Source organism: Halopenitus malekzadehii (genome assembly GCF_900108505.1).
Lineage (GTDB): Archaea > Halobacteriota > Halobacteria > Halobacteriales > Haloferacaceae > Halopenitus > Halopenitus malekzadehii.
Map to the genome: position 1 here is coordinate 254,339 of NZ_FNWU01000003.1, position 12,334 is coordinate 266,672.

Consider the following 12,334-nt stretch of genomic DNA (forward strand, 5'->3'; position numbering starts at 1 on the left):
GATCATAACTACCCGCCGATGAGCCGATCGGCAGGTATGAAGACGTCGAGTGAAACGGGCGTGTTGTCCCGACTGAGACGGCCGGAGTATACGGGCGACAACCGGTGTACTCCCTGCACGATACTCAATCTCGGCATCGCGATCATCCTCGCGATCGTTGCGGGGTACGCCGCACTAACGATCGAGCTGTCGCCGATCGCCGTCGGTGTCGTGACGCTGTCGGTCTCCCTCCTCGCGATCTATCTTCGCGGATATCTGATCCCGGGGACGCCAACGATCACGAAACGATATTTTCCGGACCGAGTGCTGGCGTGGTTCGAGAAGACGCCGGAACCGGTCGGTGGGGAGCACGTCGATCCGGAGCGGATGGCCGGTGGAGATGCGGGCCTGGAGACCGACAATCCGGAGGCGGTGCTGCTCGATATCGGCGTCGTCATCGACGATCCGGCGAACGAGGACCTGATCCTCGACCCCGAGTTCGAACGGGCGTGGGGGGGGACGGTCCGCGACCACTGGCGCGAGGAGCAGTCGGCGAAGCGAAGCCTCGGAACGTTCGTGAACGCCGAGCCGGACGCCATCGAGTTCGACGCACACGCCGGCTCGTTTCTGGCGTGGGCGGACGACGCGTATCTGGCCTCCTGGCCGTCCCGGGCGGCGTGTGTGGCGGATACGGCGGCGGCCACGGAACTCCCGGCGTGGGACCCCGACTGGGATCGACGATCGCTTGCGTCCCGTGCGGAGATCCTCGGTGCGCTCCGGCTGTTCCTCGAGCGATGTCCCGCCTGCGGGGGCGCGGTCGTGTTGTCCCAGGACGTCGTCGAGTCCTGCTGTCGGAGCCGCGACGTGGTGACCGCCACGTGCCAGTCGTGTGACTCACGGCTGTTCGAACTGGACGTCGATCCGTCGAACCTTCCGGAAGAGTAACGATCGTCCCCGCGAACGGATCTCTTCTCCCGGCAACCTCGTCCGGTCCTCTAGAGACGGACACGACGGTCCGAGACCGCGAACGCGATCGCCGAGAGGGCGATCGTCGAGACCACGAGGACCGCCGAGAGGTGTCCGTGTTGGGAGAAGTAGGGGAGATATCCGAGGGTCGCGGTCGTGACGAACGCCAGCGAGACGGCCGCAAGCCCGAGCCAGTACTCACACCACGAGAGATGGCTATCGGGAACCGACTCGAGGTAGACGGTACAGTCCGACGCCGTGGGCGCCAGCTCGACGACCCCCGACCGCTTCTCGTACTCGACGATCCCGTTGTCGTCGAGGGTCGGCAGGTGGATCTGATACAGCGAGGTGTAGACCCGCTTGCGCTGCTTGTAGGTCACCTCCCGCCGGGAGACGTCGTTCTCCTCGGCGGCGATCACCTCCGAGAGGTCGCGGATCGTCATCCGGCCGTCCTCCGCCTCGCTCAGGTGTTCGATGACGCGACGGCGGCGCCGATTCGACAGCATACTGAAGACCGTATCCTTGGAGAGTTCCCTGCCCGTGGTGTCGTCGGCGTCGGTCGCGTCGGTCGCGTCGTCCGCATCCGGACCGGCGTCGAACTCGGCAGAGTCGACCGCACGGCCCTGCGTCGCCAACGTGACGAGCCCCGTCATGGCGTCTGCACCCCCTTGGTCGATGGTCGACGCGGATCGATCGGCAGCGGTGCAGGCATTCCAGATTCGATCTCGTACTCGGGTGATTGGGTCGATCGATACGCGCGATCGGATCGGGGTGATCGGGGATGTGTGGACGAAGCCATTGGTGTCGGGTGGGGAGTTGTCACTCGTCGATGCGATGCGCGGATGGATTTCGAGCCGGTGGTTCCGATGGACGGTTTCGACCGTGACGACTCCGCCGCCCGCGCCGTCTCGATGGCACCCAACGAACGAGAAGAGCATATACATACGACATTTTCACTCGATCCCGAAATCGTGTGAGGACGAGTGACAATGGGCGTCGAACCGTCCCTGGACGGCCCGGATCCGTCCGATCGGCCGACCGGGGAACGACCCTGAATGGAGGGGACACCTGCCCGAACGAGCGGGCAACGGAACTGATCAGTGAGTACCGAAGCGACGTCGAACGTCATCCGCTATCGTGCCCCCCGATCAAATCCACGGAGCGAGCGAAGCACGTACCACCGGTGGGTCCAGAACTGGGTACCGATGGCAGCCGCGAAGGCGAACAGGGAGAGGCTCGCCCACAAAAGCGGATCGACGCGCGCGATGAGTGGCGCATCCAGCAGCGCCGCCACGACGACGAACAGCGACAGCACGCCGAGCGTCCGATACAGCTCCCCCCACGTGATACCGTAGGACGTGATCACCTCCATATAGGTGTCCACGTCTCGTGCGCGCTCGCGGAGGCGAATGACGTGTGTGTCCGGATCGTACTCGACGATGCCGAGGTCGTCGAGCATCGGGAGGTGGGTCTGGCGAAGCGAGCTGCGGACGCTCTCGTAGGCCGCCTGCGGCGGCGGTGATTCCTCCGTCTCCTCGGCTGCGATCGCCGTGGCCAGTTGGCCGAGCGTCACGGTCCCGTTTGCGGTGGTCAGGTGACGGACGGCCTCACGACGGCGCGCGTTCGCAAGGACGGTATACACGTCCGATTCTGGAAGGTCGTTCGTTCGAAACATGGGCATATCGACATCATCTCCGGGTTCTCGATCGGTGTGTGAACTGGTGACGTCGTCAAGCCGGGATTGTATCGGGACCACCGTCAGGATGGGGACCCTACCGGTCACGAACACCGCGTTGGATCGACCGTAGGGGTGGTCTACGGTGCCTGAATCATCGGTTCGTTGCGGAAAACGATCGGTTCGCCGGCGCCGGTTTTCGCGAACGAGACCGTTACGAGGCGCGTATTCTCCCGAATCCGTCGTTCCACAGTGACGTGTCGACTCGTAACTACGTGGTATCCACTCACAGGGACGATCAACTGAGCGGGCGGACCGTCGGGGTCCCGACCCCGTTCAGGGACCACTCATGACCGACGACACACCACACCGACACGGGCTCTCCCGACGCCGCATCCTCGGCGGCCTCGGCGCGATCGGCGTCGCCTCCGCGGGCGCCGGCCTCGGGACGACGGCCTACTTCAGCGACGAGGAGCGCTTCGAGGGGAACAGCCTCACCGCGGGCGAGCTCGACGTGAAACTCGACTACAAGGCGACCTACGCGGGCGGGCCGGATCGCCTGGAGGAGATCGACGGCTGGTACAGCAAGGACGGACCCGGCGAGCCCTTCAAGGTCGAGGAGGTCGCCAGCGAGGCGGGAACGTACCTGATCGGCGAGGTTCCGGACGCCAACGCCAACGAGATCTGGGAAAACGAGGTCCAGAACACGGATCTCTGTGCCGCGGACCTCGGTCTGATAAACGGCGACGAGATCCCGGTATTCACCCTTGAGGACGTCAAGCCGGGCGACTCCGGCGAGGTCACCGTCAGCCTCCACATCTGTGACAACCCCGCGTGGATGTACATGAACGGTGAGCTGACGGCCAACGACGAGAACACCGTTACGGAGCCCGAGGCGAGCGCCGGCGGCGAGAACAACGGGATTTCGGACAGCCCGATCGACGGTGACGGCGAGCTCGCCGACGCCATCCAGACGAAGCTGTGGTACGACGAGAACTGTAACAACGTCCACGACGGCGGCGGGCAGGAGCAGCGTGATCGACCGGTCTGCATCCAACTGGTGATCGATTCGTCGGGATCGATCGGGAGTTCCACGATGGCAGATGTTCGGAGCGCTGCGAAGGAATTTGCCGGCCAATTCCTCCCGGAAGATGAAGGGGAGGAGACGGACAATATGGTCGGTGTTGTCGACTTCGAGAATTCTGCAGACCCGGTTCAGTCCCTGACGGACAGCCTCAGTGATGTTGAGAGCGCGATTGACGGCCTTACATCCGGAGGCGGTACCAGTATAGCGAACGGCATCAACGTCGGGCAATCCGGAGACGACGGAGAATCCGGCCTTCTGGATTGTCCTGACGGAAAAGACCGAATAATGGTCGTGTTCACCGACGGCCAGGACAACACCGATTCCACTGGCAAGGGTGATGCCGCCAAAGCAGCGGGAACCACGATCTACGCGATCGGCGTTGGCGGGGCCGATATGGAGCAACTCGAGGGATTCGTCGGAGAGGGCTACGATTCGAGCTCGGGAGAAGAAGAGCCCGAGATCGATCCCCAGAACTACATCTTCCCGAGCACGGTTGATACGTCGATCGATCAGCTCTTCTCACAGGTTTCCGAGACGATCGCCGGCGATGAGACGGTCATCAAAGAGGGCTCGCTCGCCGAGACGATGGCGGCCCTCGAGAACGGGATCGCCCTCGACGGTGACCGCTCCTCGGAGGAGATGGATCCGTTCGTCGGCGGGATGACCCACTGTCTCGGCTTCGAGTGGGAGCTGCCGGAAGACGTCGGCAACGAGGTGCAGACCGACTCGGTCGGCTTCGATCTCGGCTTCTACGCGCTCCAGAGCCGCCACAACGATCAGCCGCCGGACAACCCGTTCGACGGCAACTTCACCGACGACAACGGGCTCCCGTCGGGCGGGAACAGCACGAACGCCACCAACGGCACCGCCGACTGATCGAGAACCGCCCACAACGGACCACGGGGCTTCCCCCCGTGATACGGCGGTTCGACTCCGCCGGTGGGTTTCCCCGCAAGGGGGATGAGACGAATGAGAAAGAAAAACACGATCGGGCTATCACGCCGACGGGTACTCGCGAGCATGGGGGCGATCGGCGTCGCCTCCGCGGGTGCCGGCCTCGGCACGACGGCCTATTTCAGCGACGAGGAGAGCTTCGAGGGGAACAGTCTCGCTGCGGGCGAGCTCGACCTCAAGGTCGACTGGCAGCAGACCTACGACGGACCGATCCCGACCGGCGAGAACGCGGGCCAGGTCAAGGAACACGCCGTGAACGCCTACCCAGACACCTCGGGTGACAATGACTACGGCGACGGTCTCCAGGACCTGAACGGGGTTCACTACTCCGGTGCCGGCGAGATCGACCCGGTGTTCAACGCGGCCGAGGTCCCCGCCTGCTGTGACTGTGGAGAGGACGAGTACTACGTCACCTACGGCGGCGAGTCCTACTGCATCACTCCGGTTACCTCTGAAGAGGCGATCGAGCAGTTTTACGACTACACCGAAGCGGGCGGCAGCATCGAGTACTCCTCTCAAAATGACGATATTCAAAAGGAGGACACCAGCGTGATGTTCCTCCACGAGGACGATGCTGGCGACCTCAGCCTGGTCGTGGTAAACGACGCGTACACGAACGAGGATGGTGGCGGCGCCGCATCGATGACGATCGAGGGCGCGCCGAGCAGCTCCGGCTGGTTGGTCGGCAGCGGTGACTGGAAGGTCACGGACGACGTCGAAGGAGACCAGAATCAGGGATTCGAACAGTACGAGGAATGGGAGGTCGACTGGTCCTGGGGAACCGACCGGACCGACGGCGGCGCGATCGGCCACCTCGAGGACGACTTCGCCCTCCGGATCTCGGCCGCGTTCAATCAGGCGGCCGCACGAAGCCCGAACGGTCCGGGTGGGATCCAGGAACTGGTCGTGCTGAGCGGCGGCTCCGGGTTCGGAAGCTCGGAGGAGATCGCTCTCGACACAGTCACCGAAGCCGGCGACAACGTCGAGGAGATCACCATCCACAGCTCGTGTGGAATCGACAGCGGCGTCGAGCTGGAAACGCCGGACGTCTTCCGCAGCCAGAACTACCCCGATCAGGAACACCTCGTCCAGTTCGACGACGTGAAGCCGGGCGACAGCGGCGAGATCACCTTCTCGCTGCACCTCTGTGACAATCCGGGCTACGTCTGGATGACCGCCGCCAACTTCAGCGAGAACGGCGGCACGCTCACCGAACCCGAGATCGACGCGATACTCGACAACGCCAATGCCAGCGACGTCGATGAAGTCGATGACTCCGGCAATCTCGGCGAGTACATCCAGGTCACGGTCTGGTACGACGAGGACTGTGACAACGTCTACGACGACCCCGAAGATGTCCAGGAGGGGGAAGACGGCGAGGAGGCCATCTTCGAGGGAACGCTCCGCGAGCTGATGGAGGGTACCTTCGAGCTCGAAACCGAGGAGGACGAGGGAATGGTCCAGCTGGGCGAGGACTGTTACCCCGCTCGAGCGGGCTTCTGTATCGGCTTCGAGTGGGAGGTTCCCACCGAAGTCGGCAACATCATCCAGGGCGACGAGGCGCACTTCGACCTCGGCTTCTACACCGAGCAGTGCCGCCACAACGAGGACCCCGGAAACACGACGGCTACCACGACTCCGACGCCCACGCCGACCGGGACTCCCCCGTCGTAATCTCGCCTCGAGACGCATCGCTCCCCGAACTTTCGTTTCGGCGATCCGGAACGCACCCCGCGGATACGACCGCAATGGTCGGGATCCAAGGCCGGTTCGACTCCGGCCGCGGGCCTCCCCAACCCGGGGATCACCCATGAGCAACGATGACCCATCCGGACTCTCACGACGAACGGTGCTCGCCGGGCTCGGTACCATCGGCGTCGGATCCGCCGGCGCCGGCTTCGGGACCACCGCCTATCTGAACGACGAGGAAACGTTCGCGGGGAACGCGATCGCCGCCGGGACGCTCGATCTCAAGGTCGACTGGGAGGAGCACTACTTCGACGGCAGCGCGGGCAGGGAGCTCGGCAGCTACCTCACGGCCGACGAGGACCCCGGCGACCGCCGGGGCTTCCCGAGCGACGATCCCGTCTTCGCGGTCTCCCAGGGGAACGTCGACGCGTTCATGGACGCGACGGCGCTCGAGGCGTACCCGGACGACACCGACAACGGCGTCCAGAGCCCGCCGGCGGGCTGGGACGATCCCGAGTCGGACGAGTACGTCTGTGCGCTCGGCGCCGACGCCCCGGAGGATATGGATCCCCGCGAGGAGGGCGCAGGAACCGGCCTCCGGACGGACAACGACGACACGTGGAACGAGGAGGAGGGAACTCCAAAGCCCCTCGTCTCGCTGTCGGACGTCAAGCCGTGCGACTTCGGCGAGGTGACGATCAGCTATCACTTGTGTGACAACCCCGGCTACATCTGGTTGACCGGCGAGCTCACCGAGAACGCCCAGAACGGCTACACCGACCCCGAACTGGATCGCCTGACGGAACTGTACGACGGACTGCCCGAGGAGGGCCAGCTCGCGGAGCAGATCTTCGTCCGACTGTGGTACGACGACGGCGACAACCTGATCCAGGACGACGAGACGGAGATCGTCGCCGGACCGCTGGGGTCGGTGCTGGCACTGCTCGAGCAGGGTCGGGGCATCCCGTTGTCCCCGAACGGCAGCGCGGGCGGCGCGGACGGCGCGGTCCCCCCCTCAGTCGTCCCGGTCGGCGAGGACGGGATCACCCTGACCGAGGTCGACTGCCACGTCGAGCAGGGCAACCCCAGTTGCAGCGACCACGGACTCCTCCGCGCGATCAAAGTCGAATCGGAGGACCTCCCGAGCGGGCCCGACGAGTCGCTGACCTACCCGACCGCCGTCGGAACCGTGACGATCACGGTGACGGAGTGGGACGACGAGGACGACGAGGTGCTGGAGTTCAACGTCGAGTTCGACGGGTTCCAGGCCCACACGGTCATCGTGAAGGGCGGCCGGAACGCGAACGTCTGCAGCCGGAGTGAGGACGGCGAGGTCCTGACCGCGAGCGCAGGCAGGGAGCTCGGCGCCCCCTTCCGGACCGGAGACGAACGCTACGGCGTGAGCCACGTCAGCATCTGTTACGACGCCGAGACGCCGGCTCCCGATCCCGACCCAGATCCTGACCCGGATCCAGATCCAGATCCCGACCCGGATCCCGATCCGCGATGTTTCGAGCCGTCGACGACCCACTACGTTGGCCTGGAGTGGTGGCTGCCGTGTACGGTCGGCAACGAGGTGCAGACCGACTCGGTCGGCTTCGATCTCGGCTTCTACGCCGAACAGTGCCGCCACAACGAGTCGCCGGGGGTCGAAAACGCGACCGGATCCGGGACCGGGAACGCGACCGAGGACAGGAACACGGCCGGGACCGAGAACGGTGACGAAACCGGGGGAGACGTATGACCCGACGCTGGGACCGGCTTTCGGTCCGGACGGCGGCGGTCGAGGGGCCACACAACATTGCCCGTATCGGCCGGTATGAGGAGTATACCGTCGAAGCCCGTGGTGGTAGGATATCCATGCATATGGTCCGAGAGTGTGATGGATCCACTCGAACAGGGGCGATCGATCGCCGACGATTCACCCGGAAGTGACCTCAGAGATGACGGACGATACCCAACCGACGTTGACCCGACGCCGCCTCCTTGCCGGGGCAAGCAGCGTCGGCGTTCTCGGACTGACCGCCGGCCGACGTGTCGCACCGAGCCGTCCGTCAACCGATGTTCCGGATCGATACGCCCGGTACACGTACGCCGGACCGTCGAACCCGGACGACGACGACCAGCCGGCGATCCGGGTCGGCTGGAACAGCACGTATAACGGGGACCCCGTCGACGTCGGGACCGAAACAGATGCGGAAACGGACGCGGACGGGAACGAGTCGGACTCCACGATCGAGCCGAGCGATACGAACGGCAGCGGCTCCGGGACCCCGGACGGACCGCAGTTCGGCGATACCGACGGCGTCCCGGGACCCCTGATCGACGCGTCGAACGTCCTGCCGGGCGACTCCGGAACGGTCAGCATCGGGCTGACGGTCGAGGAGATGGACGCACGCGTCCGGCTGTTCCTCACGGACGGGACCGGGGAGAACCCGGTCTCAGGAGCGCTCGCGGACGTCATCGAGGTTGCGCTCTGGTACGACACCGGGATCCTCGGGATCGGCGGCTGTCGCGGGGCGGAGTCGATGCCGGAGAACCCGGCGATCGAGACGACGCTCCGAGACCTGGGCGAGCAGTATGGTCCCGACGGCGAGGGACTCCTCATCACGGACGGACTCGAGGACTGTCTCGCCGAGGGCGAGCACTTCTGTCTGGGCTTCGCCTGGCGGATCGACGAATCGGTCACGAACGCCTACCAGGGCGCGGCCGCAGACTTCGGGCTCGCGTTCCGGGCCGAACAGTGCGGAGGCGGCCAATGAGCCGAGACCGCCTCGACGTGAGCCGGCGACGGTTGCTCGCGGGCGTGAGCGGACTCGGCGCGTTCGGGTTCGCCGGCGGAGCGACCAGCGCCGCGTACCTCTCGGACCGCGAGACCGTCTCGGGGACCCAGCGAACCGGCAGCGTCGGCCTCGACGTGACGTGCGACGACTGTGTCACGGAGGAGCACAAGACGACGTTCGCCCTCGAGAGGATCGAACCCGACGAAAGGCGAACCGAACGGTTCGGGCTCTCGATCGAGGGGAATCCGGTCCGCGTCTGGCTACGAACCACGTGTCCACCGGCCGTCGATCCGCTGGGTGAGGCTCTCGAGGTCCGGCTCCACGTCGCGACGGACTGCGACGGCGGTCCGCGACGAACGCTTCACCCGAGCAGCGGCTGGACGACCCTCGCGGACCTGCGTGAGACGCTCGTCGACGGCGTCCGCGTGGACGACCCCACGGACCCCTGCCTCTCGGCGGCCGACGACCCCTGTCTCGAGTTCGACTACCGGCTCCCGAACGACGCCGCGTGGGCGGGCAGCGCCACCGGCGAGTTCGCGTTCGAGCTCCTCGCCGAGCAGTGTCGTCACGTTCCGGAATCGGATGCAACTCCACCGTTCGAGACGTCGACGTCCTCGTCGGCGTGTCCCGACGTGGAGTGTGAGACGTGTGCCGAACTCGGAACGATCGACCTCGACGGCGGCCGGCTCGTTCCCGGCAAGAGATACCCGCTCGACGAGCGGAACGAACACGAGCTGCAGGTCCTGCAGACCACCGACGCCGTCGACGGCGACGGAAACCGGGAGACGGTCTGTGCCGCGGTCCGACTCCTGCGGGACGCCGACGGGACCGGGGAGTTCGAGGAGGGCGCCGCGCCGCCGATCTGTGCGATCACGGTGACCGGACGCACGGACCCGGGTCAGGAGCTGGAACCCGAGACGCGAACCGCCCCCCACGACGTCGTCCCTCCGCTCACCCGAACGCGCGGGAAGGTCTGCACGCCGAGCGACGAGAACGGCGGCGACGAGACCCGACCGGGGATCGAGTCGATCACGATCTCGACGTGTGCCGACGGAAACGGCGACCAGAACGGGGATAACGAAGATGGAAACGGAGACAACGGAGACGGAAACGGGGATGGTGACGGCGAGAACGGCGACTGCGTTTCCTGTGGGTCGGATTCGAACGATCGCCGCGTCGGTGGTGCGACGTTCCAATACGACGGGCCGGCGGGGAACAGCGTGACCGTCGTGATCGATCAACAGTCGGACGGAAACCCGCCACAACAGTCGAACGGAAACCCGCCACAACAGTCGAACGGAAACCCGCCACAACAGTCGAACGGAAACCCGCCGCAGAAGACGGTCACGGTCGAGGACGTCGCGCCGGGTGACTCCTTCACGGTCCAGATCGCCGGCCGCGGACGGTCGAAGTTCGAGATCTCGGTCCGCGATCCGAACGACGACAAGTGGACGCGCGGGACGATACACACGAGGTGTTCGCAGTCGTTCGGGCCCGGAACGACGGTCGGCGACGAGACGCGGACGCTGACCGTTCTCGAGGCCGTGACGAAGGACGGGACGCCCATCTGCGGGGTGAACGACATATGAACCGACGTACCGTGTCACGCGTGCTCGGAGTGCTCGTGTTGCTCGCGCTCGTCGCCCCGTTCCTCATCTACGCGGTTCCGGGCGTCGTCGGCGCCGAATACGGCTTCGTGGTGCTCACCGGCAGCATGTCGCCGGCGATCGAGCCGGGCGACGTCGTGATCGTCGACGAAACCGACCCCGACGCCGTCGAAACGGGAGACGTGATCACCTTCACTCGTGAGAACACGGAAACACCGGTAACACACCGCGTCATCGACGTCCGCGGAAGCGGTACTGACCGGCAGTTCGAGACCAAAGGCGACGCCAACGAGGACGCCGACATCCGCGCGGTGCCGGCGGAGAACGTTCTCGGCGAGGTCCGGTTCACGATCCCGTACATCGGGTACGTCATCCAGGCGGTCAACTCGCGGGTCGGATTCCTCCTGCTCGTGGCGGTGCCCCTCGGGCTGTTGATCGCAACGGAGCTGTGGTCGCTGCTGGCCTCGAGTCGAACCGGGCCGGCGCCGAGCGAGGAGCCAGCCCCGTCCGACGCCGCCGGGACAGCGACCGCAATCGACGCCGACAGGTCGGCGACCGCACCCGCCGACGCCGAAGACGGTGAAGAAGCGACGGCAGGAGCAAAGACGACGGCGGGAGCAAAGACGACGACCGAGACGGGCGGGACGACGACCGCTCCGGACCGGGCCGATGACGTCGTGCTCACCGAGAACGACCTCCAGCTCTCGACGTGGGTGTTGGCCCTGATCGTGCCGTACTGCATCTACATCGCGTGGGAGCTGCAGACGGCGCTTTCGCTTGCGGTGGCGTTCGCGACCACGCTGTCGGCGATCGCGATCGGCGGCGCGATGGTCTCGCTTCGCCGGAGCCGCGATCACGATGGTTCGGGACGGTCGGATCCGACGCCGAACGCCGACTCGGCTCCGAATCCGAATTCGGACTCGACGCCGAGATCGACGGGGATGGCGGGGACGACCAACACACCGGCGGCCAGCGGAGCCGGCGCAGGCACGTCCGTCGACGGAGCTGGAACGCCGATCGACGGTCCCGAGACGTCGGCCGGGACCAGCGGATGGGGTCGCATCGAGATCCCGATACTCGGCGGCGCCGACTCCGATGAGCCAGCTGCGGGCGAGATGGCCGATCGGGAGACGCCCGCTCCGACCCAGCTCTTCGACGATGACTCGAAGGGCGTGACGACCCGCGGCGAGGAGATGGAGGGGGACCGAAAATGACGCCAAACGGATACGATCGGGTCGTTGTTGGGGTCGTCTGTCTGTGTGTCATCCTCGCCGCCGTCGGCAGCGGCGCGGCGACAGTTGCGCTGCTCGGCGATTCGGCGTCGGTGAGCGGAACGATCGAGACCGGCGAGACGTTCACAACGGAGGAGGTGGACCGGGTACTGAACTCGACCTCGGGTGAAAACGTGTCGGCCGGGTTCGAGAAATCGAAAGACGGGAACGACGAGAAGAAGGACGAACGCGGCGATAAGAACACCGAGGGGGAGAGCAAGTCCGGAGAGACTCCGGAACAAGCGAACGGTAAAAACGCCGACAAACCTGACGACAAAAACGCCGACAAACCTGACGACAAAAACGCCGACAAACCTGACGAC

Annotated in this window: 10 protein-coding genes and 1 pseudogene; 9 read left to right on the forward strand and 2 right to left on the reverse strand. The window is 65.5% G+C overall.

What is annotated here, in order from left to right; translation table 11 throughout:
• Positions 1–36 precede the first annotated feature (36 nt).
• Positions 37–924, forward strand: a complete 888-nt coding sequence (locus tag BLW38_RS08425; RefSeq protein ID WP_092816800.1) for a hypothetical protein — start codon at positions 37–39, stop codon at positions 922–924.
• 50 nt (positions 925–974) lie between these two features.
• Here the strand turns inward: BLW38_RS08425 and BLW38_RS08430 are convergent, their stop codons facing one another.
• Positions 975–1,598: a DUF7344 domain-containing protein gene (locus tag BLW38_RS08430; RefSeq protein WP_143040825.1), complete on the reverse strand. Its 624-nt coding sequence runs from the start codon at positions 1,596–1,598 to the stop codon at positions 975–977.
• A 132-nt stretch (positions 1,599–1,730) separates the two neighbouring features.
• On the opposite strand from BLW38_RS08430, the gene BLW38_RS15760 reads away from it, so the two are divergent.
• Complete coding sequence (locus BLW38_RS15760) at positions 1,731–1,922, forward strand: hypothetical protein (RefSeq protein ID WP_143040826.1); 192 nt, start codon at positions 1,731–1,733, stop codon at positions 1,920–1,922.
• A gap of 155 nt (positions 1,923–2,077) precedes the next feature.
• Here the strand turns inward: BLW38_RS15760 and BLW38_RS08435 are convergent, their stop codons facing one another.
• A complete protein-coding gene (locus BLW38_RS08435; protein WP_321166954.1) occupies positions 2,078–2,626 on the reverse strand; it encodes a DUF7344 domain-containing protein in 549 nt (182 codons plus the stop codon).
• A 343-nt stretch (positions 2,627–2,969) separates the two neighbouring features.
• Between BLW38_RS08435 and BLW38_RS08440 the strand changes: the two genes are divergently transcribed.
• From BLW38_RS08440 to BLW38_RS16425, 7 genes and pseudogenes are all read left to right on the forward strand, one after another.
• Complete coding sequence (locus BLW38_RS08440) at positions 2,970–4,583, forward strand: vWA domain-containing protein (RefSeq protein WP_092816803.1); 1,614 nt, start codon at positions 2,970–2,972, stop codon at positions 4,581–4,583.
• An 84-nt stretch (positions 4,584–4,667) separates the two neighbouring features.
• Positions 4,668–6,335, forward strand: a complete 1,668-nt coding sequence (locus BLW38_RS16500; RefSeq protein ID WP_245710109.1) for a SipW-dependent-type signal peptide-containing protein — start codon at positions 4,668–4,670, stop codon at positions 6,333–6,335.
• Positions 6,336–6,471: 136 nt separating this feature from the next.
• Positions 6,472–8,094, forward strand: a complete 1,623-nt coding sequence (locus BLW38_RS16240) for a CalY family protein (RefSeq protein WP_245710111.1) — start codon at positions 6,472–6,474, stop codon at positions 8,092–8,094.
• Between the two features lie 199 nt (positions 8,095–8,293).
• On the forward strand, positions 8,294–9,112 hold the full coding sequence (locus BLW38_RS08455; protein ID WP_092816804.1) for a hypothetical protein: 819 nt from the start codon (positions 8,294–8,296) through the stop codon (positions 9,110–9,112).
• Complete coding sequence (locus BLW38_RS08460; RefSeq protein WP_092816805.1) at positions 9,109–10,722, forward strand: hypothetical protein; 1,614 nt, start codon at positions 9,109–9,111, stop codon at positions 10,720–10,722. The genes BLW38_RS08455 and BLW38_RS08460 overlap by 4 nt, the downstream gene beginning before the upstream one ends.
• On the forward strand, positions 10,719–11,954 hold the full coding sequence (locus BLW38_RS08465; protein WP_092816806.1) for a signal peptidase I: 1,236 nt from the start codon (positions 10,719–10,721) through the stop codon (positions 11,952–11,954). Before BLW38_RS08460 ends, BLW38_RS08465 begins: the two co-directional genes overlap by 4 nt.
• Positions 11,955–12,064: 110 nt before the next feature.
• A pseudogene (locus BLW38_RS16425) lies at positions 12,065–12,334 on the forward strand (hypothetical protein); the annotation flags it as partial.